Below are 21,822 nucleotides of genomic sequence, written 5' to 3'. Positions count from 1 at the left end.
GTTTTTTAAAAACTTTCTATAATACAGGACCTTACGATTTTTCACTGTGTTTTTGAGAGCATCATGAGCAAGCCTGCCCAGCGTCATCAGCAAGCCCGTGTGTATCGCTTGCAATTTCGCCAAGCGTGGGCGGTATTGATACTCATTGGCATAGGGTTTATCCTTGAAACGTTGGGGGTTGCTCACGCCACCAAAAGCATGGCATCGGGCGGACTGCTTGGTTACATCGCCCAGTGTGCGTTTACACTCATTGCCTACCGCACGACAGGGGCGAGAGCGGGGCGTGTTATCATGCTCAACATGTATCTAGGGCAGATGATAAAATGGTTTATCACGCTGATAGGGTTTGCCCTGATTTTTATGTTAGCTAAGCCGATTGGGGCGTTTTTGGTGATTTTGGCTTGTTTTGCCCTACAAGTTGTGCACGTTATGGTGATGTGGCGTATTTAGATTATCAATTAAATTTAAAAATAATTAGATTTTTAAATTTAATGCCCATTTTTTGCCAAAAATTGAAAAAATTCTGTAAGAAAACTCATATTTACCCTTTACAAGAACCACCAAAGTAGGTTATTATACTTCGGATTGCTTAGGGCGTATTGAACATTGATAACATTTTATACAATGTGATAAAATTTAATGATTTCAACTAATTTTTGTATGAAAAATGGCTATCCGACCACTTAATTTAAAAAAATTAAGTTAAAATCTTAAAATTTACACAATTAAGTGGTCGGATTGTTTTTCATTGTCAAAAGCTCGTTTGATAGAACGACTATTAAACTTCACTTTTTCCTTGAAAAACGTACGATTTTTCTCATTTTTCATAGCAAATACCAACGTTCAATACACCCTACAAACATTTCGATAAAAATTTCATAAATTTACAAGTACATTATTTTCAATGATTTGTATGAAATGATTGAAAATAATGTACTTTAAATGAATGATTTAAAATTGCTGATTGATATTTATGGGATAAGTTGAACCAGCAATTTTTTATTGTGTCATTTTAGAGCGTGTTGAGAACTCAACACCTTGCAAATTGATGGATTGCGTGATGAATTTTTCACACGTTCTGATTAACCAAGTTAAAAATAAGAGCTTATTATGGCAGCGGATTCTTCAGAATATATTGCTCACCATTTAACCAACTGGACGTATGGTTATCATCCAGAACATGGTTGGAAAGTGGCACACACCGCCCAAGAAGCCGCAGAGATGGGCTTTAAAGCCATTCATTTGGACTCCATGCTGTGGTCGGTTGGTTTGGGTGCTTTCTTTTGCTGGCTATTTTGGATGGTTGGGCGTAAGGCGACATCAGGCGTACCTACCAAGCTACAAGCCTTCATTGAGATGGTTGTTGATTTTGTGGACAACAGTGTCCGTGAATCTTATAAAGGTCCATCAAAGCTGATTGCACCTTTATCATTGACGATTTTTGTGTGGATTTTCTTGATGAACTTGATGGATTTGATTCCTGTTGATTTCATCCCTGGTACCGCACAGTGGATTGGTAGTCTGATGGGTCACGACCCGCACCATGTTTACTTTAAGATTGTACCAAGTACTGACCCGAATATCACGCTCGGTATGGCATTTTGTGTGCTACTGCTCATCATTGGTTTTGGTCTTAAATACAAAGGCGTGGGCGGATTTATTGGCGAGTTTACCTTACACCCATTTAGTGCCAAAAACCCAATCTTGCAAGCGATTTTAATCCCCATCAACCTAGTTTTAGAGACAGTAACTCTGCTTGCCAAACCCATTTCGCTAGGTCTGCGACTGTTTGGTAACATGTATGCTGGTGAGCTTATCTTTATTCTAATTGCACTTATGTACATGTCTGAGAGCTTGTTTGTTAAAGGCTTGGGTGTACCGCTACATTTGGCTTGGGCAATCTTCCATATTTTAGTTATCACTTTACAGGCGTTCGTGTTTATGATGTTGACGATTGTTTATCTGTCGCTCATCTCACAGACATCAGAACATTAATTGACACTTTTTATTTTAACCCTTCAAACAGGTCATTAAGGAGACATCATGGATCCAGTAATCGCTCAATACACGCTTCTTGCTGTGGCTCTTCTAATCGGTGCAGGTGCTTTGGCAACTGGTATTGGTTTTGCTATCCTAGGCGGTAAGTTCCTAGAAAGTACTGCTCGCCAGCCTGAGCTTGGCTCGCAACTTCAAACCAAAATGTTCATCGTGGCAGGTCTTCTTGACGCCGTACCGATGATTGGTGTTGGTATTGCCATGCTTCTACTATTCGCCAACCCATTCGCATAAGTTGAAGCGGTCAGTCTAGGTCCATTCTTGTCGGCAGTTTACTTGCCGACAGCAATTGGCTATCACCTGACTTTCACTAACAAATGAGGTGATTGGATGAATATTAATTCCACCATTATCGGTCAGATGATTGCGTTTGCGTTTTTCGTGTGGTTCTGCATGAAATTCGTATGGCCGCCACTCATCGGAGCGATTAACGAGCGTCAACGTAAAATCGAAGAAGGCTTAAACGCCGCCGAAAAAGCAAAAGCTGACCTTGCATCTGCTGAGTCACAAGTCCAAGCAGAGTTTGCAAGTGCCAAAGCTGAGGCTGCTTCTATCATTGAACGTGCTAACAAAACTGCCAATCAAATGATTGAAGACGCCAAAGTCACAGCCCGTCTTGAAAGCGAGCGTATTATTGGTGCGGCCCAACAAACGGTTGACCAACAAATTGCCCAAACTCGTGAACAGCTACGTTCACAAGTTGCGACTCTTGCAGTACTTGGTGCTGAAAAGATTCTAGAAGAAAAAGTTGATGAACAAAAACATGCCAGCATGCTAGCACAACTGGCAACCAAGCTGTAATTAGAGGAACTCATGGCTGAATTATCTACCTTGGCAAGACCTTACGCAAAAGCTGCGTTTGACTATGCTGAAGAGCAAAATGCGATTAACGAATGGGAAGACTTCTTGTTGATGGCATCGGATATTGTGCGTAATGACGCATTTATTGGTTTGCTACACAATCCAGCCATTCCCGCCAGTCACAAAGCTTCGGTGCTGATGGATATCTACACTAGCCAAAGACCGAGTAACTCGCCACTTGCCCAAACGTTGCAGACAGCGGCATCACAGGGCGTGGACGTGAGTGTGGCGGCAGAAGTATTAGCAGGAAGTAAGCATCTGACAGCCAATAAGGCATTGACAAACTTTGTCAGCCAGCTGTCTGATAATGACAGACTGTCTTTGCTTCCTGAGATTCATGCTCATTACAGCAAGCTAAAATCACAAGAGCTAAAACAGGTTGACGCTTACGTAACATCAGCCTACCCACTAACTGAGGCCCAACGCAAATCCCTACAAGAATCTTTGGCTATCTCAACAGGTTCTATCGTGATTTTACACGAGGCTGTGGATAGTTCACTGTTAGGGGGTGCGACCATTAAAGTGGGCGATAAGTTTACTGATGGCTCGGTGCGTGGCAAGTTAAAACAATTAAAGACTCAGCTAACAGCATAAACTGTGGCTGTCTAAATTATAGGAAACAAGGCAATGCAACAATTGAATCCAGCTGAAATCAGCAATCTGATTAAGCAACGTATTCAAGACCTTGACGTAAGCGCAACTGCTAAAACTGAAGGCGTTATCGTCAGTGTCTCTGATGGTATTGTAAAAATTCATGGTCTAGAAGAAGCCATGTATGGCGAGATGATTGAGTTTGAAGGCAATGTCTATGGCATGGCACTAAACTTAGAACAAGACTCAGTCGGTGCGGTCGTTTTGGGCGACTATTTGCCCCTACAAGAAGGACAAAAAGCATACTGCACAGGTCGTATCCTAGAAGTACCCGTAGGTCCTGAACTGTTGGGTCGTGTGGTTGATGCTTTGGGTAATCCTATTGATGGCAAAGGTCCTATCAATGCTAAGCTAACCGATAAAGTTGAAAAAATCGCCCCTGGCGTTATCGCTCGTCAATCGGTTGATGAGCCTGTTATGACAGGTTATAAAGCGGTTGATACCATGATTCCAATCGGACGTGGTCAGCGTGAACTTATCATTGGCGACCGCCAAACAGGTAAGACCGCCATGGCAATCGATGCCATCATCGCCCAAAAAGACTCTGGCATCAAATGTGTGTATGTTGCTGTTGGTCAAAAACGCTCAACCATCGCTAACGTGGTGCGTAAACTAGAAGAGTCAGGTGCATTGGCTTATACTACCGTTGTGGTTGCATCAGCATCAGAGCCTGCGGCACTGCAATACATCGCCCCATATTCTGGTTGTACCATGGGTGAGTACTTCCGTGACCGTGGTCAAGACGCACTTATCATCTATGATGATTTGTCTAAGCAAGCGGTTGCCTATCGTCAAATCTCACTACTACTACGCCGTCCACCAGGACGTGAAGCCTACCCAGGGGATGTATTTTACTTGCACTCACGTCTGTTAGAACGTGCATCTCGTGTTAATGCGGACTATGTAGAAGCGTTTACGGGTGGCGAAGTCAAAGGCAAGACTGGTTCATTGACTGCCCTGCCCATCATTGAAACACAAGCAGGGGACGTATCAGCGTTCGTACCTACCAACGTCATTTCGATTACTGATGGTCAGATTTTCTTAGAATCTAACCTATTTAACTCAGGTATTCGCCCTGCGGTAAATGCTGGTATCTCGGTATCTCGTGTGGGTGGTGCAGCTCAAACGAAAATCATCAAAAAGCTTTCAGGCGGTATCCGTACAGCCTTGGCACAGTATCGTGAGTTGGCTGCCTTTGCTCAGTTTGCATCGGATTTGGATGACGCAACCAAACAGCAACTAGAACACGGTCAGCGTGTGACTGAGCTGATGAAGCAAAAACAATACGCACCGATGTCTATCGCTGACCAAGCGGCGGTCATCTATGCATCAAACGAAGGTTATCTTGCGGATGTACCTGTTGAAAAAATCGGTGCTTTTGAGCAAGGTTTGCTAAGCTTCCTTCGTGGCGAATATGGTGCTCTCATGAGCGAGATTGATGAGACTGCCAACTATAATGATGACATCGAGAGTCGTCTAAAAGCAGGGATTGAAGCTTTCAAAGCATCTCGTAGCTACTAAGAGCAATATGGTGTATCATTGATACACCATATACCCATTTAAACTGAGTCCAGTTTTGGAATAATTATGGCAAGCTTAAAAGAAATACGTGCAAAAGTAACCAGTATTAAAAGCACTCAGAAAATCACACGTGCCATGCAGATGGTTGCTGCCAGTAAAATGCGTCGGGCTCAAGAACGCATGGGCATGGGTCGCCCTTATGCTGAAAGTATGCACCGTGTGATTTCACACCTTGTGCAAGCACAGTCCGATTATAAGCACCCTTATATGGTCAGTCGCCCTGTGAACCGTGTGGGCTTTATTGTGGTTACTTCTGACCGTGGTTTGGCAGGTGGTCTAAACATTAACCTATTTAAAAGTTTATTAAAGTCAGTCAAAACTTACCAAGAGCAGTCTGTCGAAGTTGAGTTTGCGGCCATTGGCTCAAAAGGCGTTGGCTTTTTCAAAAACTTTGGTGGTAATGTCACATCGGTAGTTACCGATTATGGCGATAGTCCAAGCTATGAACACATCAGCAGTCCCGTACAGACCATGCTTGATGATTACCAAAATGGCAAATTAGATAGAATTTATTTGGTGTACAATCAGTTTATCAACGCCATGACCCAAAAACCATCAATCACTCAGCTTGTTCCTTTGCCTGAGGGAGCTTTGTCCGATGATGAGGGTATCAGTCACGGTTGGGATTATATTTATGAGCCTGATACAAAGACGTTGATTGACAGTTTGATGGTACGCTATATTGAATCATTGGTTTATCAAGCCGTCCTTGAAAACATCGCATCAGAGCAATCTGCTCGTATGGTAGCGATGAAAGCGGCGACAGATAATGCTGGTAATTTAATTAAAGATTTACAATTGGTTTATAATAAGCTCAGACAAGCAGCGATTACCCGAGAGATTTCGGAAATCGTTGGTGGTGCTGCCGCTGTATCATAAGTCAGTTTAGCTGAATATAAAAATTTAGGAGAACGCAATGAGCGGTCGTATTGTGCAGATTATCGGTGCGGTAATTGACGTTGAGTTTAGCCGTGGTGAAGTCCCCCAAATCTTTGATGCACTTCATGTTGATGGCACGGAAACTACCTTGGAAGTCCAACAGCAGTTGGGTGATGGCGTGGTACGTACCATTGCCATGGGTTCTACCGAAGGTCTAAAACGTGGCTTGCCTGTTTCTAATACAGGTGCACCCATCTCTGTGCCTGTGGGTACAGCAACACTAGGGCGTATCATGGACGTATTGGGTCGCCCAATCGATGAAGCAGGTCCTGTGAATGCTGAACAAAAATGGTCTATCCACCGTGAAGCCCCAAGCTATGATGAACAATCTAATTCAACAGAGCTACTAGAAACTGGTATTAAAGTTATTGACTTGCTTTGCCCATTTGCAAAAGGGGGTAAAGTTGGTCTGTTCGGCGGTGCCGGTGTTGGTAAGACCGTTAATATGATGGAGCTCATTAACAACATCGCCCTAAAACACTCAGGTCTATCTGTGTTTGCAGGTGTGGGTGAGCGTACTCGTGAGGGTAACGACTTTTATCACGAAATGCAAGAAGCTGGCGTTGTTAATACCGAAGACTTTACCAAATCAAAAGTTGCGATGGTATACGGTCAGATGAACGAGCCACCAGGAAACCGTTTGCGTGTTGCTTTGACTGGTCTCACCATGGCAGAGTACTTCCGTGATGAAAAAGATGAAGCCACTGGCAAGGGTCGTGACGTTCTGTTGTTCGTTGATAATATTTACCGTTATACCCTAGCAGGTACCGAAGTATCAGCACTTCTAGGTCGTATGCCATCTGCGGTAGGTTATCAGCCGACACTTGCCGAAGAGATGGGTGCGTTGCAAGAGCGTATTACTTCTACTCAGTCAGGTTCGATTACTTCTGTACAAGCCGTTTACGTTCCTGCGGACGACTTGACTGACCCATCGCCTGCGACCACCTTTGCTCACTTGGATGCAACGGTCGTACTTAGCCGTGATATCGCTTCACAAGGTATCTACCCTGCGGTTGACCCGCTTGATTCAACATCGCGTCAGCTTGACCCACAAGTTATCGGTGATGAGCATTATAATGTCGCTCGTGGCGTGCAAGAAGTACTACAACGTTATAAAGAGTTAAAAGACATCATTGCCATCTTGGGTATGGATGAGTTGTCAGAAGAAGATAAGCTAGTTGTTTATCGTGCTCGTAAGATTCAGCGTTTCCTATCACAGCCTTTCCACGTGGCAGAAGTATTTACAGGGGCACCTGGTAAGTATGTGGCACTGCGTGATACGATTGCTGGCTTTAAATCTATCATCAGTGGTGAATATGACCACTTGCCAGAACAAGCCTTCTATATGGTTGGCGGTATCGATGAAGTGATTGCAAAAGCTGACAAGCTAAAAGCTGCTTAATGTCCAAAGTTAAGATTGGAGAAATCTAATCTTAACTGACTTTATCACGGACAAAACGATGATATAAATATAGATAGGAGTCATCATGGCAACATTTACATGCCGAGTGGTCAGTGCCAGAGAAGAGCTTTACTCAGGTGACATTAGTGTGCTTGTGGCTTCGGGTATTGATGGTGAACTTGGTATTTTGGCAGGTCATACGCCAATCATTACTTTGCTAAAACCAGGTCCTTTGCACCTAAAATCAGCCGATGGTACAGATGAAGTGATTTATGTACAAGGTGGTGTGCTAGAAGTTCAACCTAAGATTGTGACCGTGCTTGCTGATTCGGCAGAACGTGCCAGTAATCTGGATGAAGCAAAAATCGCCGAAGCACGTCGCACTGCCGAGCAAGCCTTGGCAAATCAAAGTGCTAATATTGATACCACTGCTGCCCTGACAGCATTGACAGAGTCATTGGCACAGCTACAAACCATTCAAAAGTACAAAAACCGTGCTTAATTATTTGCTTAATTGCTGATTAAAAATCGTGCTTATTGCTCAAAAATTTGTTAGAATAAGCATGTCCACCAAACAAGTTTGCTTGATTGATGGCATTACCTGATTTTGATGTATCTTTTGATGTATTCAAGGATAATATATGACAACGACAGCCCCAGAAAAAGAAGACATTCCCCGAATTCTGATTGTTGAAGATGATGAGCGTCTTGCCGCCTTAACCCAAGACTATCTCAGACGTAACGGATTGGACGTGGCGATTGAAACTGATGGCACCCGTGCGATTCGTCGCATCATTAGTGAACAGCCTGATTTGGTGGTGCTTGATGTCATGTTGCCAGGTAGTGATGGCTTGACAGTGTGCCGTGAAGTACGCCCACACTATGCTCAGCCGATTTTAATGTTAACAGCACGCACCGAAGACATGGATCAGGTGTTAGGCTTAGAGATGGGGGCGGATGATTACGTGGCAAAACCTGCCCAGCCCCGAGTATTGCTAGCCCGTATCCGTGCCTTGCTTCGTCGCTCTGACTCGGCACCGACAGATGACACGCCACAGCGTTTGGAATTTGGTGATTTGGTCATTGACAATGGCGGTCGCTCAGTGACTCTAAATGACGAATTGGTTGATTTTACCAGTGCTGAGTATGATTTGCTTTGGCTACTTGCATCCAATGCAGGTCGTATCTTATCTCGTGAAGATATTTTTGAGCGACTTCGTGGTATTGAGTACGATGGTCAAGACCGTTCAATTGACGTGCGTATTTCTCGTATTCGTCCAAAAATTGGCGATGACCCAGAAAATCCCAAACGTATCAAAACAGTGCGTAGTAAAGGTTATCTGTTTGTTAAAGAAGGCAATTAATTGTAATCTTAACATCAGTCAATATCCAAGCTATGCTACAATAAAGCCAGCCACATCGCTGGCTTTTTATTTTCACTCATGATAAGTCAATGGTATGGCACTTTCATCAATTACCGAACGTAGTATCTTTTTTCGTATTTATGCAGGACTTTTGCTTGTCTGCTTTTTGGTTGCTTTTTTTGGCTATTTTCTCATGCAGGCAATTAACCAGCAACGCCTGCAATCTTACCGAGAATCCATTGCCACGGTTGTTTTTTATTTAGGGACAGCATCCTATGATAGACGCTCTGTGGAAGAAAAAGAGTCTTGGCTTATGGCGATTGGTCGGGAATTTGGGTCAGAGATTCATGTCGTGCCGATGGATGACCTTGAACTTAAAGGTCGCGAATTAAAAAGATTAAAAGAAGGCAAGTCAGTGGTTCGCTATGATGAAATCTCACATCATTCGATGGTGTATCATGCCATAGACAATGATGGCAGTGTGCTGTCTGCCGAGCTTGATCGCATTAATGAACGTCAAATTCATGCTGTTATGGGGTTTTTGTTGGATGAATTACAGTATTATCCATCTTTGACAGATAAGCAAGCACGTCTTGCTCATCTAAGTCAAAAATTTGGTTATTCTATGGCATTATTGCCTTTGTCAACTTTGGGCTTGGATAAAGAGCAGTTTGACCGACTAAATACTGGCAAGGCAGTGCTTAGTTTTGACAATGAAAACCAAAGACCCCACCTATCGGTCATGATGGCATCAACCATTCCTAATGAAGTGTTGGTGGTAACCGTACCTTTGTTTAACTTCTTTTCCTTGGATGTCATCATTAGTATTGTGCTGACTTGCCTGTTGTTAGTGAGTTTTGGTGTATATGCCCTGATTTTCCCATTAGAGCGACGTTTACAACTTTTACAAATGGGGGTCAATAAAGTTGCCGAAGGTAAACTTGACACCATGGTGCAAGTGGCAGGGTATGATGACATCGCTCGTCTGTCATCAACCTTTAATGCTATGATTCGTCATATTAAAAGACTGATAGAATCCCAACGTGAGCTGACCCGTGCCGTCTCGCATGAACTAAGAACGCCAGTGGCACGCATTCGTTTTGCGGTGGACATGCTTGCTGATGATGATGATTATGAGTCACGGCAGGTACAAAAACAGTATATTGATGATGACATTGCTTCTTTAAATGAGCTTATTGATGAAATTTTAACCTATGCCAAGCTCGAAGAAGGCTCTCCAAAGATGGATTGGGAAATGGTGTGCTTAAAAGAGCTCCTTGAACAAATCGAGCGTGAGACCAATGCTTTGGGCAAGCCCATTGCCATACAAATCAAACCGCCCGCCCAAAAAGTGGTGGCGATGGCAGACAGGCGTTATCTACACCGTGTGGTGCAAAACTTAGCGGGCAATGCCCTGCGTTATGCCAAAAGCACCACCATCATCAGTGCAGGGGTCAAAAAAGGCATGGCATTTGTCACTGTCGAAGATGATGGGCATGGCATTCCCGAAGCTGACCGTGAAAAAGTGTTCATTCCTTTTGCCCGTCTCGATGACAGTCGTACCCGTGCGTCAGGTGGCTATGGACTTGGTCTGTCCATTGTTGCACGCATTGCATTTTGGTTTAGTGGTAACATGAGTGTGGATGAAAGCCCAAGTTTGCACGGGGCGAGATTTACCATGGAATGGCCAGTCAAACAGGTGGGTGTGGTTATCGTGGCAGATGAGCTGACGGGCGCAAAAAGTGAGAAAAAACTCATCGGTACAGACGAATAGCGATAAATACAGATAACTGGCGTGGCATTTTGGCAAAGTTATGCTAAAATAAATCATAAATTTATCTTAGGATGTCAATATGCCTTATCTTTTTGGATTGTTGGTGCTTGCCAATGCGGCTCTGTTGGGTTATTTTCTGCTGGTGCCTAGCACCGATAAGAATGTTGAGCAAGCCAAAACCAGTCTTGTCGCCCCCGTCAGCTTTACCGATACGACCAATCAGCTACCCCCCGAGATTGGTAAAAAATAATAGATTGGTAAAAAATAATTAAAAATCACGTCAATTCATTAACTGATATGTATCAGTCTAATCGGAGCTAGTTTTGTCATCTTCACTGATGTCATGGTTTGTCGGATTGTCTGATGTGTCAGTTGTGCTTCGTGTATTATCTACCAAAGGAATATGGACAAGAACTTCTAGCCCGCCATTGTCATGGTTGCGGGCGATGACCTCGCCTTGGTGCAGGTGAGCGATACGACTGACGATGGCAAGACCTAGCCCACTACCTTGGGTTGTCCGTGCTGTCTCACCACGCTCAAAAGGTTGCATAATACGTTGTAGTTCACTCTCCGCCACACCCTCGCCTTCATCACGCACACTGATGGTGAGTATTCTTTTTTTAAGGGTTTCAGCGGTTAAATCATCGGCGTCTCGATAATCAATCACCGCCCCCAAATGGATGGGTTCACGCCCATAACGCACCGCATTATTGATCAAATTGACAATCAAGCGTTTCATGGATAAAGGACGCACCATGACATCTTCGACGACCCGATTGTCATAGACAAAACGCACGTCATTAAACTGCACGCTGATTTCATGGAAAATCAGCTCCAAATTGGTCGCTCGCACTGCTTCATCCGAGCCGTCTTTCATAAATGACATGAACTGTTCCAAAATAGCATCCATGTCCTCGATGTCATACACCAGCCCTTCTCGAAAAAACTCATCAGGCAACATCTCGGCAGTCAGTCGCATGCGAGTTAGGGGCGTGCGTAAGTCATGGCTGATGCCAGCGAGCATGATGGTGCGTTCTTTTTGGGCTTGATGTAGGGTGTGAAATAGGCGGTTAAAGGCGGTATTGACTTTACGAATCTCATTTGAGCCAACCTCGGGTAGCACGGTCGCATGCCCTAGATGAATGTAGTCATTGGCGGTGCGTTCTAGTTTTTTGAGTGGGCGATTTAGGCGACGTACCAAAACCAGACTCACCAAAATGGTCAAAATCGGCAAGCCAAACACAAAGCCTGCCAGTAACCCCGCACTGTACTGCGAGTAGTGAATGACAGGTTCACGCAGCCAAACGTTGGGGTATTTGCTGTCCCAAATCCACAGCTTCGGAGTTGGTTTGAACTTAAAATAAACCTTGACCTCACGCCCAAGCTCTCGGCTGACTTGCCCTGCAAAAATGTCGGTAAAAAAGTCAGCCACTATCTTGTCATTGACCACAGGAAACTCGCTCGGGTCGCTGATGATTTGCACATGGCTGTTGTCCTGCACCCATTTGAGCATGGCAGGGTCGTCTGCAAAGCTCTGATTGGCGTTGTCAATAAAGGTCAGCTCGCTTGCCAAATAACTGGCGTGATTCTTAATCTCAGGCAGATACAGGCTTCGCCAAATGAGCCAAATCGATAAAGCGATACTGGCAAAGACGATAAAAATCACCATGCTAACCGTCTGCCATGTGTTAGAATTTAGCGTGTGTCTGATTTTAAGTTGCCAGTACTTGTAATTTTTTTTCATAAAAATGGGATAAAAGTGCGATACGCTCTATTTTAACACACGTTTTGTGCATAAAGTCGGAAATTGCTTTGTCAAACCAATTTATGTCCATGTTGTCAGGTGTTGCATCACGGCATGAGAATTTTTAAAAAATTACTTTGAAAATGGCATAAAAATTGGTATAATTAGGGTCTTTTTATAAATCTGGTTTTGCCATCGGCTCATCCTCACATTTTTGGCGACCAGTTTTTTTCTTGCAAATACTTTATCATTTAATGAATTCAAGAGAGAATTATCATGGTTGTTATTCGTCTAGCTCGTGGCGGTTCAAAAAAACGCCCATTCTACCAAATCGTTGTTGCTGACAAGCGTGCGTCTCGTGACGGTCGCCACATTGAGCGTATTGGTTTCTTTAACCCACTGGCTCGTGGTCAAGAAGAAGCGTTTCGCATTGACCAAGACGCTTATAATGCGTGGATTGGTAAAGGAGCTCAGCCCTCTGACCGTGTTGCTCAACTGGTTAAGGCTAGCAACAAAGCGTAATCGCTGACATCTTGTGTCGGTTTGTGTGTCTCTTATCATTGATTGATGAGTGTCATGCAGACCGATTTTTATTTATCTCTTTACTGGTTTTAAAATAAGTCAAAACTCTTATTTACTTTGCAAGCATTTATTTTTATTAATTTATTTAAAACGCCATGACAACATCGCCCAATCCCGACACGCTCATCCAAATCGCTACCCTAAAAAAACCTTATGGTATTAAGGGCTGGCTGTGGGTATTTAGCTTGACTGACAACCGCTCGGATATCTTTGACATGCCTCATTGGTACATGAAAACAGCACTCGGTTTTCGCCCTTTGACGGTCAGCGACTGGCGAGAGCAGGGGGCAGGGTTGGTGGCAAGTTTTAAGGAAGTGCCTGACCGTAACGTGGCAGAGACCATGAATGGCGTGAGCGTTTGGGTGGATAAATCAAACTTACCCGCTTTGGATGACGATGAGTATTATTGGTCGGACTTGGTGGGATTGACAGTCGTCAATGAAGAAGGCGATAATTTGGGCATCATCAAAGAGATGTTTGAAACGTCCGCCCATGCCATCATCTCGGTCAAGCCGACCGCCGAGAGCGTGGATGGCGAAGATAGACTCATCCCGTGGCATAGCGACATCGTGCTTAATGTGGATTTGGACGCCAAAACCATGCTCGTGGCATGGGGCAGGGATTATTAAGCCATGGCACTCAAAATCACAACCGACTGTATCAACTGCGATGTGTGTGAGCCTGTCTGCCCTAATGAAGCCATATCAGCAGGGGATGACATCTATGTCATCAATCCCGACCTATGCACCGAATGCGTGGGACACTATGACACGCCTCAATGCGTGGACATCTGCCCTGTGGACTGCATCCCCAAAGACCCTGATTATGACGAGAGCGAAGATGAGCTACTTGCTAAATATCATAAAATTACCAACGGCTAGATAAGGCGATGATTGGGGCGTGCCTGCCCTTTATAACACAATTTAAATCTTGAAAATTTGCAAAAACAGACCACTTGTTTTTGCATGAAAAATGGCTATCCGACCACTTAATTTAAAAAGTTAAATTAAATTAAATTAAATTAAATTCTGGCTCTGGTTCAAAAAGTATGCTACAAAGAAAACCGTTCGTGGTAAGCTTGGGAAGCCTAACGGTTTTCCTACCCGCAGGCAGGCTTAGGGCGAACGGAAAACCTAGTTTGGCATACTTTTTAGACTACTACCTAAATTCTTAAAATTTACCTGATTAAGTGGTCGGATGTTTTCATCTTCAAAATCCTTGTTGATATTTCAATATCAACTGCGGAATTTTTCTTGAAAAACGGATGATTTCCCCTATTTTTCATTGCAAATACAAAAGGCAGGCACGCCCCATTTATTGCTTTTCTTGTTATAAAACAGGAACATCTCATCCATGATGAAAACCCTTAAACATTTTTATTTTGACATCTTTTTTACCATCGTCTGCTTGATTGGGGCGGCGTATTGGGGATTTACGCACGGTGGGACAACCGCCATGCTCTCGGCACTGTTTATTACAATGGTGCTGGCACTGATGGAAATCTCATTGTCCTTTGATAATGCGGTGGTCAATGCGTCCGTTTTAAAGCATTGGGATAAGTTTTGGAAAACGATTTTCTTAACCGTCGGTATGCTCATCGCTGTCTTTGGTATGCGACTGGTGTTCCCCATTGTCATTGTGGCAGTTACGGCAGACATGGACATGAAAGAAGTTGTCGATTTGGCACTCAATAACCCCAAAGAATACTCCGCCAAGCTCATGGCACACCATGCTGAGATTGCTGCTTTTGGGGGTATGTTCCTACTGCTTGTCTTTTTGAACTTTGTATTTGATGACAAAGACATTCATTGGTTTGGCTGGCTTGAAAAACGCCTTGCTAAGTTTGGTAAAGTGGACGCCATGAGTGTGTTTGTTGCCATTGTAACCTTGATGATTTCACTCACTTGGGTGGACAAAGCTCATAAGTCGGTTGTTTTAATGGCGGGCGTTTGGGGTATTCTTATCTATATGGGGGTTAATGTCCTATCCACACTGCTTGAAGGCGATGGCGATGATGACGGCACGCCCGATGGACACGAAGTAGCGGGAGCGATTGCCAAAGGCGGTATCGCAGGCTTTTTATATTTAGAAGTATTGGATGCGTCATTTAGTTTTGACGGCGTGATTGGGGCGTTTGCCATTACCAATGACGTGGTTATCATCATGATTGGTCTTGCCATTGGGGCGATGTTTGTGCGTTCGATGACGATTTTCTTGGTCGAAAAAGGCACGCTAGATGAGTTTGTGTACCTAGAACACGGGGCTCATTATGCCATTGGGGCGTTGGCGATTATCATGCTTATCTCGATGAAATTTCATGTGCCTGAGATTATCACGGGGCTTATCGGGGTTGCCTTTATCGTGGCATCGGTGATAGCTTCCATTCGCTATCGCAGAAATAATCCGCATAAGTCCATCTCCCAGCAGTGATAAGCCATGCTTAAAGCTGGTTAAAGTGCAAATAATGCCATAAAACAGCAAAACCGCTTGTGCTCTGCTACATTCATTGTTAAGATACGCCTTATTTTTATCAATAAGGCATTATCATGACTACTACCCAAACCGCCCAAATGTGGGGCGGACGTTTTAGCGAAGCTACCGACCGTTTTGTTGCCGAATTTACCGCCTCGGTCAATTTTGACAAACGCATGGCAAACCAAGACATACAAGGCTCTATCGCCCACGCCACCATGCTTGGGCAGTGCGGTATCATCACCGCCGATGAAAGCCGTCAAATCGTGGACGGACTGACCCAAATCAAAGGCGAGATTGAGCGTGGCGAATTTGAATGGCGTGTGGAGCTAGAAGACGTTCATATGAATATTGAGAGTCGCTTGACCGCCTTGATTGGCGATGTCGGCAAAAAACTGCACACAGGGCGTAGCCGTAACGACCAAGTGGCAACCGACATTCGCCTATATCTAAGAGACGAGACCGACAAAATCATCGCCTTAATTGGCAAATTACAAAACGGTCTACTGGATTTGGCAAGCAAACACACCACAACCATCATGCCCGGTTTTACGCATTTGCAGACCGCCCAGCCTGTGAGTTTTGCTCATCATGTCATGGCGTGGTTTGAGATGCTTTGCCGTGACAGCGAGCGTTTTGCCCAGACTCGCACTCGCATTAACCAAATGCCACTTGGCTCGGCGGCTCTGGCAGGGACGACTTACCCTATTGACCGCACAATCACCGCTCGCCTGCTTGGCTTTGATGGCATTTGTGAGAACTCGCTCGATGCGGTGTCTGACCGTGATTTTGCCATTGAATTTACCGCCAACGCCAGCATTTTGATGATGCACCTATCTCGCATGAGTGAAGAGCTGATTTTGTGGATGTCGGCACAGTTTGGTTTTATCCATATCCCTGACCGCTTTTGTACAGGGTCGTCCATCATGCCTCAAAAGAAAAATCCTGACGTGCCAGAGCTTGTGCGTGGCAAGACCGCTCGTGTGTTCGGACAGCTCACAACCCTGCTCACACTTATGAAAAATCAGCCCTTAGCGTACAATAAGGACAACCAAGAAGACAAAGAGCCCTTGTTTGACTGCGTGGATACGCTGACAGGCTCGCTCATCGCCTTTGCCGATATGCTCCCAAACATCACGCCAAACGCCCAAAATATGCGTACCGCCACGATGAAAGGCTATGCCACAGCGACTGATTTGGCGGATTATTTGGTCAACAAGGGCTTGCCGTTTCGTGATGCTCATGAAGTGGTTGGGGGAGCGGTGGCGTTAGGCGTAGCAAAAGGCGTGGATTTGAGTGAGCTTAGCCTTGATGAATTAAAGGCGTTTAGTCCGCTCATCGGTGATGATGTGTTTGAGTGTTTAACCTTGGAAGGCTCGCTAAATGCTCGTAATCATATCGGGGGTACTGCCCCAGAGCAGGTGGTAAAAGCGATTGAGCGGGGGCGTGGTCGGGTTAAAGGTTAATTAAGCTCATCAAACCATTACCCCAATTTGGCATATCCATCATCAAAAAGATGTGCTAAAATTGGGGTGATATTTTAAAGGACAAGCCATGACAACACTTACCCTGCATATCCCTGACGATTTATCCAAACAAGCTCGTGAAATTGGACTGTTAAATGAACAATCCATACTACAAGCCTTTCGCCAATTCCTTGAACAAAAACAACCCAAACAACGTACACTTGGCGGAGCGGAAGGCTTGGTAAGCTATATGGCGGACGATTTTAATGAGCCGTTAGATGAATTTGGGGATTATATGTGATGCGTGGTTATTTATTAGACACCCAAGTGATTATATGGCTATTGAGTGAGCCTGATAAATTATCCAACAAAGCCAAACAAATCATTCAAAATCCCAACAATCCCCTATGTTATAGCCTACTTAGCATGAATGAAATTGCCATTAAAGTAAGCATTGGTAAACTTATCATTGATGACAATTGGCAAGATATTTTTGAAAAACTATTGGCACAAAAAGACATTGTAAAATTAGACATGACATGGGATGCAATAAAAATTTTACAAAACCTGCCTTTTTATCATAAAGACCCTTTTGATAGAATGCTAATATCTCACGCAATCGCCAATGACCCTGCGTTTATTAGCTCTGATAGGCATTGTGCCAGTTATGATTTAATGGTGGTTTAGTAATTGAAATTGGGTGGCGTGAAAGCTAAATAAAGACCTCCCCTTGACAACCCCCCAAATCCGCCCCCACATTTGCTATAATATCCTTTTTACTTTGGAAAAAATCATGGAAATCTTTAACCCCAAAACCAATTTGGTTTTCTGTCGTAAATACCAAGAAAATTTGCCAAAAATACCAAATCCGCCTTTCCCCAATGCCAAAGGCGAGGAAATCCAAAACACCGTCTCAAAAAAAGCGTGGGACGAGTGGCTAGAATTACAAACCATGCTCATCAACGAAAAGCACCTAAGTATGGTGGATAAAGACGCCAAAAAATTCATCGCCGAGCAACGTGAATTATTTTTAGACAATGGCGACTATGAACGCCCAGCAGGGTTTAAGCCAAAAGAGAGTTAAATTTGCACTAAATTTTATTTAAGTATAAACAAAATCGGACTTAGTGTCCGATTTGTTTTTGGGTCAACAAGGAATTAGCACGCCACACCGATAATCCATTCACTCTTATCATTAGTGCTTTTGTCTAGGTCTGCACGGCGAACCAATGGCTCGGTACAGCCTTTGGGGGTAATATAGCTGATGGCGATTTTGACTGCGGTATCTGCCATAATCGCTGTACCATCTGCTGTACGCACATGGATATAAAAAGGTTGCTCTAATGGAACGACATAGCTATCAAGCAGATAAATCCTGTCGCCATAAGTGACTTTGGCGTGATAGTCTCTAAAATGAAGCATGCCTACACCGTCCACATAGGTATCAGGGCTAAGCGGTTCGTTGGTCTTTTTGGTGTTGGGCATGACCAGTAGAGATGGCATGGCAGGCGGTGTAGCAGGTGTACTGGCGCAACCGACCAGCATCCCTGCTGTGATTAGAGTTGATAATAATTTTTTCATCATTGCTCCTTTTGTCCTTTGAATCTCTTAACTCTTATAAGCATATTTAGGGTCGGCAGCGGCGGTAAATAGCACGTCGGTTGATGAGTTAAGAGCAGTCTCTGCCGAGTCTTGTACCACACCGATGATAAAGCCGATGGCAACGACCTGCATGGCGATGTCGTTGGAGATATTAAACAGTCCGCACGCCAATGGGATGAGCAGTAGTGAGCCACCTGCCACGCCTGAGGCACCACAAGCACTGACAGAGCCAACGATGGCAAGCAGTAGGGCTTGGAAGAAGCTGACTTCCACGCCAAGGGTATGAGCGGCGGCAAGCGTTAGGATGTTGATGGTGATGGCTGCCCCCGCCATGTTGATGGTTGCCCCCAGTGGAATGGTGAGTGAGTAGGTGTCTTCGTTTAGCCCAAGTTTTTTGGCAAGGTTCATGTTCACTGGAATGTTGGCGGCGGACGAACGGGTAAAAAATGCCGTCACTCCTGATTCACGCAGGCAGGCGATAACGAGCGGGTAGGGGTTTTTACGAGTCTTGACCAAGACGATGAGCGGATTCACCACCAAAGCGATAAACAGCATGGCACCGACCAGTACGATAAGTAGCTTGGCGTAGCTTGCCAAGCCGTCAAAACCTGTCTCTGCCACGGTCTTTGACACCAGTCCTAAGATGCCAAATGGGGCAATCGCCACAATCCATTTTACCACCGCTGAGACGGCGTTTGAGATGTCATGTACGACCGTCTTGGTGGTCTCGGACGCATGACGTAGCCCCAAACCAATCAGTACTGACCATGTCAAAATACCCAGATAGTTAGCATTGCTAAGGGCGGTCACGGGGTTGGCGACCAGATTCATGAGTAGGTTTTTTAGGACTTCACGTAAAGATTGGGGGGCGGATTGCTCTACCGCTTGCATGTCGGCCAGACCCACAAGCTCAATGGGAAAGGCAAAACTTGCCAGTACGGCAGTCAAAGCAGCGGTAAATGTCCCCACCACATACAGTAGCATGACAGGCTTGACCCGAGCGTCGCTACTGCTCTTAAATCCTGCCACGGCAGAGAGTACCAAGGCGAACACCAATATCGGGGCGACTGCTTTTAAGGCTCCGACAAACACATCGCCCAGCACCCCAAGCGACATACCAACATCTTTGGCAACACTGCCAATCAACACGCCTAGCACCAAGGCAATCAAAATAAGTGGCACAAGTCCCACACGCATGTATGCATTCACAAGTTGACGCATGAATCATTCCTTATTAACAAACACTTGTCAAATCACAAGATGATAAGATTGCAAAATGTGATAACTATACCACTTTTTGTAATAAAAGTGTTAATGAATTTTTATTTTGTTGGGGCGTACCTGCTTTTGGTATTTGCAATGAAAAATGCCTGTTTAAAAAAAGTAAGGGGAATCGCACGTTTTTCAAGGAAAAAACGTAGCTGATAGTTGTTCTATCAAGCAAGTTTTCGCCTTCGAGCCACAAGATTTAGCCATTTTTCATGCAAAAATAGATAAAAGCGTTAAATGTTCATCTTATTTTATAAAAATGTTATCAATGGTAGGCACGCCCTATAATTCTCAAAGGTTAAAAAACGACCATGCACATATGGTCGTTTTGAATGATGGACTGTGGGGATTAGTCTGCTTGTCCCACTAAGTAACGCATGAGCATGGGTACAGGGCGACCGCTTGCCCCTTTGTTGTCGCCACCTGACCATGCTGTGCCTGCGATGTCTAAGTGAGCCCATGCTTGACCTTCTTTGATAAAGCGTTGCAAGAAGCACGCTGCCGTGATAGAACCGCCTTCACGTCCGCCGATGTTTTGGACGTCTGCAAAGGTGGATTTGAGCTGTTCATCATAGGCGTCATCTAGGGGCATTTGCCATACTAGGTCGCCTGTGTACTCGCCTGCTTCTTCTAGGGCGAACAGCGTGTATTCATCATTACAATACAGTCCTGAACGCACTCCACCCAGGGCAATCACGCACGCCCCTGTCAGGGTTGCGGCATCGATGATGGTGCGTGGCTTGTAGTTGTCTTGGACGTAGCACAGGGCGTCACACAGCACCAGACGACCTTCGGCATCGGTGTTTAGAATCTCAACACTCATGCCGTTCATGGCGGTTACGATGTCTGATGGGCGAGTGGCTTTGCCCGATGGCATGTTCTCAGCACAGGCAAGCACCACGACCATGTCCAGTGGCAGGCGAGCTTCACACACCGCTTTGATGGTGCCAAGCATGGCAGCTGCTCCGCCCATGTCGTATTTCATCTCATCCATGCCTGCTGATGGTTTTAGTGAAATACCGCCTGTGTCAAAGGTAATGCCTTTGCCGACTAGGGCGATGGGGTCTTTTAGTTTGCTCTTTTTCTTGCCTGATTTGCCGTGGTATTCGATGATTGCCAGTTTGCCTTCGTTATCAGAGCCTTGTGAGACTGCCAAGAAACAGCCCATGCCCAGTTTTTTCATCTCTTTTTCGCCAAGCACGCTCACACTGACCACGTCTTTGTAGTCTTTGCCCAGTTTTTCGGCAACTTTGGCAAGCTCAGCAGGGGTCATGATGTTGGGGGCATCATTGGCGACATCACGAGCCAAACTCTGCCCGATGTGCGTGGCAGTAGCGATGGCTAGGGCGTTTTCGTAGTCGGCTTTGGCGTCTTTGGTGTTGATAAATTCAACAGCAGATAGGGCGATTTTGTCGCCTTTTTTGGATTTGTAGGGTTCAAAGCGGTATTCGGCATGCAGTAAGGCATTGACAAACTGTCCAAAGTGCTTTTGGCAAATGACATCGCCCCACGCCACGACTGCAGATTTGCTGTTTTTGATGGTGTTAAAGGTGGCTTTACCCAGTTTTGGCATTTGCCCTGCCAGCTTGTCCAGCGAGCCTGTGCCAATCACGCTGATGACATGTCCGTCATCAATGCCATAATCGGTCACGTTCTCACCGACCGAGCCTTTAAAGCCACTGGCTTTGATGAGTGCCTTGGCACGGTCTAGGTGACCGCTGTCAAGATTGCCCAAAATTTTGGCATCGCTGTCGGCAAAGACGACCAAATGGGGCTGGGCTTTGGTTTTTTTGGGGCTAAGCTTGTCGCTGACGCTTAGGTTTAGGGTAGATACAGACATACAAACTCCTTGTTTGTGAGTAGGGAAGGGATTGTTTAAATTTTAGCACACTTTTGGGGGTTTGGGCATAGGTTGGATGATTGATTACAAAAAATATGGGCTCTAGCCCAAAAAGTATGCTACACCCACCCATGGTTGATATAATGAAACACCAAGTCAAATGCTTTAAGATGATTGGTTAGGTTTTTAGAGAAACAACATTTTTCTAAATGCTCGCCTA

24 protein-coding genes are annotated in these 21,822 nt (G+C 44.9%); 20 read left to right on the top strand and 4 right to left on the bottom strand.

The annotated features are described in order from the left end of the window. Positions 1 to 63 precede the first annotated feature (63 nt). The 12 genes from B0182_RS08190 to B0182_RS14320 all read left to right on the top strand — a co-directional run bounded on the left by B0182_RS08190 (position 64) and on the right by B0182_RS14320 (position 10,877). Entirely contained in the window at positions 64 to 450 is a 387-nt protein-coding gene (locus B0182_RS08190; protein ID WP_078274462.1) for an ATP synthase subunit I, read from the top strand. 660 nt (positions 451 to 1,110) lie between these two features. After that, a complete protein-coding gene (gene atpB, locus B0182_RS08185; protein ID WP_078274461.1) occupies positions 1,111 to 1,995 on the top strand; it encodes a F0F1 ATP synthase subunit A in 885 nt (294 codons plus the stop codon). A 48-nt stretch (positions 1,996 to 2,043) separates the two neighbouring features. Further along, the gene (atpE, locus tag B0182_RS08180; RefSeq protein ID WP_003658962.1) at positions 2,044 to 2,289 is read left to right on the top strand and encodes a F0F1 ATP synthase subunit C; all 246 of its coding nucleotides are present in this window, start codon (positions 2,044 to 2,046) and stop codon (positions 2,287 to 2,289) included. A 96-nt stretch (positions 2,290 to 2,385) separates the two neighbouring features. Further along, positions 2,386 to 2,856 (top strand): F0F1 ATP synthase subunit B, encoded by a 471-nt coding sequence (locus B0182_RS08175; RefSeq protein ID WP_029102940.1) that lies wholly within the window; start codon positions 2,386 to 2,388, stop codon positions 2,854 to 2,856. Between the two features lie 12 nt (positions 2,857 to 2,868). Further along, the gene (locus tag B0182_RS08170) at positions 2,869 to 3,510 is read left to right on the top strand and encodes a F0F1 ATP synthase subunit delta (protein ID WP_078274460.1); all 642 of its coding nucleotides are present in this window, start codon (positions 2,869 to 2,871) and stop codon (positions 3,508 to 3,510) included. A gap of 33 nt (positions 3,511 to 3,543) precedes the next feature. Next, positions 3,544 to 5,088 carry a F0F1 ATP synthase subunit alpha gene (gene atpA, locus B0182_RS08165; RefSeq protein ID WP_078274459.1) on the top strand — a complete coding sequence of 515 codons (1,545 nt, stop codon included), beginning with the start codon at positions 3,544 to 3,546 and terminating at the stop codon, positions 5,086 to 5,088. A 66-nt stretch (positions 5,089 to 5,154) separates the two neighbouring features. Next, positions 5,155 to 6,027, top strand: a complete 873-nt coding sequence (atpG, locus tag B0182_RS08160; RefSeq protein WP_078274458.1) for a F0F1 ATP synthase subunit gamma — start codon at positions 5,155 to 5,157, stop codon at positions 6,025 to 6,027. Positions 6,028 to 6,064: 37 nt separating this feature from the next. Then, positions 6,065 to 7,489 carry a F0F1 ATP synthase subunit beta gene (atpD, locus tag B0182_RS08155; protein ID WP_065255032.1) on the top strand — a complete coding sequence of 475 codons (1,425 nt, stop codon included), beginning with the start codon at positions 6,065 to 6,067 and terminating at the stop codon, positions 7,487 to 7,489. Between the two features lie 85 nt (positions 7,490 to 7,574). After that, complete coding sequence (locus B0182_RS08150; RefSeq protein WP_078274457.1) at positions 7,575 to 7,991, top strand: F0F1 ATP synthase subunit epsilon; 417 nt, start codon at positions 7,575 to 7,577, stop codon at positions 7,989 to 7,991. 139 nt (positions 7,992 to 8,130) lie between these two features. Continuing rightward, positions 8,131 to 8,853, top strand: coding sequence for a response regulator (locus B0182_RS08145; protein ID WP_078274456.1), 723 nt, complete (start codon positions 8,131 to 8,133; stop codon positions 8,851 to 8,853). 94 nt (positions 8,854 to 8,947) lie between these two features. Then, complete coding sequence (locus B0182_RS08140) at positions 8,948 to 10,627, top strand: ATP-binding protein (RefSeq protein WP_078274455.1); 1,680 nt, start codon at positions 8,948 to 8,950, stop codon at positions 10,625 to 10,627. A 79-nt stretch (positions 10,628 to 10,706) separates the two neighbouring features. Then, positions 10,707 to 10,877, top strand: coding sequence for a hypothetical protein (locus B0182_RS14320; RefSeq protein ID WP_158079662.1), 171 nt, complete (start codon positions 10,707 to 10,709; stop codon positions 10,875 to 10,877). A 57-nt stretch (positions 10,878 to 10,934) separates the two neighbouring features. Here B0182_RS14320 and B0182_RS08135 read toward each other — a convergent pair whose 3' ends face one another. Further along, positions 10,935 to 12,371, bottom strand: coding sequence for an ATP-binding protein (locus B0182_RS08135; protein WP_078274454.1), 1,437 nt, complete (start codon positions 12,369 to 12,371; stop codon positions 10,935 to 10,937). Positions 12,372 to 12,647: 276 nt separating this feature from the next. On the opposite strand from B0182_RS08135, the gene rpsP reads away from it, so the two are divergent. The 8 genes from rpsP (at position 12,648) to B0182_RS08095 (ending at position 17,975) form a co-directional block, all read left to right on the top strand. Beyond that, positions 12,648 to 12,893 carry a 30S ribosomal protein S16 gene (gene rpsP / locus B0182_RS08130; RefSeq protein WP_029102950.1) on the top strand — a complete coding sequence of 82 codons (246 nt, stop codon included), beginning with the start codon at positions 12,648 to 12,650 and terminating at the stop codon, positions 12,891 to 12,893. Positions 12,894 to 13,048: 155 nt separating this feature from the next. After that, the gene (rimM, locus tag B0182_RS08125) at positions 13,049 to 13,582 is read left to right on the top strand and encodes a ribosome maturation factor RimM (protein WP_078274453.1); all 534 of its coding nucleotides are present in this window, start codon (positions 13,049 to 13,051) and stop codon (positions 13,580 to 13,582) included. A 3-nt stretch (positions 13,583 to 13,585) separates the two neighbouring features. Beyond that, positions 13,586 to 13,834, top strand: a complete 249-nt coding sequence (locus tag B0182_RS08120) for a YfhL family 4Fe-4S dicluster ferredoxin (RefSeq protein ID WP_078274452.1) — start codon at positions 13,586 to 13,588, stop codon at positions 13,832 to 13,834. 475 nt (positions 13,835 to 14,309) lie between these two features. Next, the gene (locus B0182_RS08115; RefSeq protein WP_078274451.1) at positions 14,310 to 15,383 is read left to right on the top strand and encodes a DUF475 domain-containing protein; all 1,074 of its coding nucleotides are present in this window, start codon (positions 14,310 to 14,312) and stop codon (positions 15,381 to 15,383) included. 140 nt (positions 15,384 to 15,523) lie between these two features. Then, positions 15,524 to 16,891, top strand: coding sequence for an argininosuccinate lyase (gene argH, locus B0182_RS08110; RefSeq protein ID WP_208624098.1), 1,368 nt, complete (start codon positions 15,524 to 15,526; stop codon positions 16,889 to 16,891). Between the two features lie 88 nt (positions 16,892 to 16,979). Further along, a complete protein-coding gene (locus B0182_RS08105) occupies positions 16,980 to 17,192 on the top strand; it encodes a DUF2281 domain-containing protein (RefSeq protein WP_078274449.1) in 213 nt (70 codons plus the stop codon). After that, on the top strand, positions 17,192 to 17,578 hold the full coding sequence (locus B0182_RS08100) for a type II toxin-antitoxin system VapC family toxin (protein ID WP_078274448.1): 387 nt from the start codon (positions 17,192 to 17,194) through the stop codon (positions 17,576 to 17,578). Before B0182_RS08105 ends, B0182_RS08100 begins: the two co-directional genes overlap by 1 nt. A gap of 106 nt (positions 17,579 to 17,684) precedes the next feature. Then, positions 17,685 to 17,975 (top strand): oxidative damage protection protein, encoded by a 291-nt coding sequence (locus B0182_RS08095; protein ID WP_078274447.1) that lies wholly within the window; start codon positions 17,685 to 17,687, stop codon positions 17,973 to 17,975. A gap of 74 nt (positions 17,976 to 18,049) precedes the next feature. Here B0182_RS08095 and B0182_RS08090 read toward each other — a convergent pair whose 3' ends face one another. From B0182_RS08090 to B0182_RS08080, 3 genes are all read right to left on the bottom strand, one after another. Beyond that, positions 18,050 to 18,472 carry a hypothetical protein gene (locus tag B0182_RS08090; protein WP_078274446.1) on the bottom strand — a complete coding sequence of 141 codons (423 nt, stop codon included), beginning with the start codon at positions 18,470 to 18,472 and terminating at the stop codon, positions 18,050 to 18,052. A 27-nt stretch (positions 18,473 to 18,499) separates the two neighbouring features. Further along, entirely contained in the window at positions 18,500 to 19,714 is a 1,215-nt protein-coding gene (gene sstT, locus B0182_RS08085; RefSeq protein WP_078274445.1) for a serine/threonine transporter SstT, read from the bottom strand. Between the two features lie 397 nt (positions 19,715 to 20,111). Continuing rightward, positions 20,112 to 21,602, bottom strand: coding sequence for a leucyl aminopeptidase (locus B0182_RS08080; protein ID WP_078274444.1), 1,491 nt, complete (start codon positions 21,600 to 21,602; stop codon positions 20,112 to 20,114). Positions 21,603 to 21,822 lie beyond the last annotated feature (220 nt).

The organism is Moraxella bovis (assembly GCF_002014975.1).
In the GTDB taxonomy this organism is placed as follows: Bacteria; Pseudomonadota; Gammaproteobacteria; order Pseudomonadales; family Moraxellaceae; genus Moraxella; species Moraxella bovis.
This window is presented reverse-complemented; position numbering and strand designations above follow the sequence as displayed.

What these genes read in the sequence shown, in the direction of transcription:
- atpE (WP_003658962.1), top strand. Translation starts at nt 2,044, where the DNA reads ATGGATCCAGTAATCGCTCAATACACGCTTCTTGCTGTGGCTCTTCTA.
- B0182_RS08090 (WP_078274446.1), bottom strand. Translation starts at nt 18,472, where the DNA reads ATGAAAAAATTATTATCAACTCTAATCACAGCAGGGATGCTGGTCGGT.
- B0182_RS08080 (WP_078274444.1), bottom strand. Translation starts at nt 21,602, where the DNA reads ATGTCTGTATCTACCCTAAACCTAAGCGTCAGCGACAAGCTTAGCCCC.
- rimM (WP_078274453.1), top strand. Translation starts at nt 13,049, where the DNA reads ATGACAACATCGCCCAATCCCGACACGCTCATCCAAATCGCTACCCTA.
- B0182_RS08190 (WP_078274462.1), top strand. Translation starts at nt 64, where the DNA reads ATGAGCAAGCCTGCCCAGCGTCATCAGCAAGCCCGTGTGTATCGCTTG.
- B0182_RS08150 (WP_078274457.1), top strand. Translation starts at nt 7,575, where the DNA reads ATGGCAACATTTACATGCCGAGTGGTCAGTGCCAGAGAAGAGCTTTAC.
- B0182_RS08175 (WP_029102940.1), top strand. Translation starts at nt 2,386, where the DNA reads ATGAATATTAATTCCACCATTATCGGTCAGATGATTGCGTTTGCGTTT.
- B0182_RS08105 (WP_078274449.1), top strand. Translation starts at nt 16,980, where the DNA reads ATGACAACACTTACCCTGCATATCCCTGACGATTTATCCAAACAAGCT.
- B0182_RS08115 (WP_078274451.1), top strand. Translation starts at nt 14,310, where the DNA reads ATGAAAACCCTTAAACATTTTTATTTTGACATCTTTTTTACCATCGTC.
- B0182_RS08135 (WP_078274454.1), bottom strand. Translation starts at nt 12,371, where the DNA reads ATGAAAAAAAATTACAAGTACTGGCAACTTAAAATCAGACACACGCTA.
- B0182_RS08120 (WP_078274452.1), top strand. Translation starts at nt 13,586, where the DNA reads ATGGCACTCAAAATCACAACCGACTGTATCAACTGCGATGTGTGTGAG.
- B0182_RS08095 (WP_078274447.1), top strand. Translation starts at nt 17,685, where the DNA reads ATGGAAATCTTTAACCCCAAAACCAATTTGGTTTTCTGTCGTAAATAC.
- atpG (WP_078274458.1), top strand. Translation starts at nt 5,155, where the DNA reads ATGGCAAGCTTAAAAGAAATACGTGCAAAAGTAACCAGTATTAAAAGC.
- B0182_RS14320 (WP_158079662.1), top strand. Translation starts at nt 10,707, where the DNA reads ATGCCTTATCTTTTTGGATTGTTGGTGCTTGCCAATGCGGCTCTGTTG.
- argH (WP_208624098.1), top strand. Translation starts at nt 15,524, where the DNA reads ATGTGGGGCGGACGTTTTAGCGAAGCTACCGACCGTTTTGTTGCCGAA.
- atpA (WP_078274459.1), top strand. Translation starts at nt 3,544, where the DNA reads ATGCAACAATTGAATCCAGCTGAAATCAGCAATCTGATTAAGCAACGT.
- B0182_RS08145 (WP_078274456.1), top strand. Translation starts at nt 8,131, where the DNA reads ATGACAACGACAGCCCCAGAAAAAGAAGACATTCCCCGAATTCTGATT.
- sstT (WP_078274445.1), bottom strand. Translation starts at nt 19,714, where the DNA reads ATGCGTCAACTTGTGAATGCATACATGCGTGTGGGACTTGTGCCACTT.
- B0182_RS08140 (WP_078274455.1), top strand. Translation starts at nt 8,948, where the DNA reads ATGGCACTTTCATCAATTACCGAACGTAGTATCTTTTTTCGTATTTAT.
- B0182_RS08100 (WP_078274448.1), top strand. Translation starts at nt 17,192, where the DNA reads ATGCGTGGTTATTTATTAGACACCCAAGTGATTATATGGCTATTGAGT.
- rpsP (WP_029102950.1), top strand. Translation starts at nt 12,648, where the DNA reads ATGGTTGTTATTCGTCTAGCTCGTGGCGGTTCAAAAAAACGCCCATTC.
- B0182_RS08170 (WP_078274460.1), top strand. Translation starts at nt 2,869, where the DNA reads ATGGCTGAATTATCTACCTTGGCAAGACCTTACGCAAAAGCTGCGTTT.
- atpD (WP_065255032.1), top strand. Translation starts at nt 6,065, where the DNA reads ATGAGCGGTCGTATTGTGCAGATTATCGGTGCGGTAATTGACGTTGAG.
- atpB (WP_078274461.1), top strand. Translation starts at nt 1,111, where the DNA reads ATGGCAGCGGATTCTTCAGAATATATTGCTCACCATTTAACCAACTGG.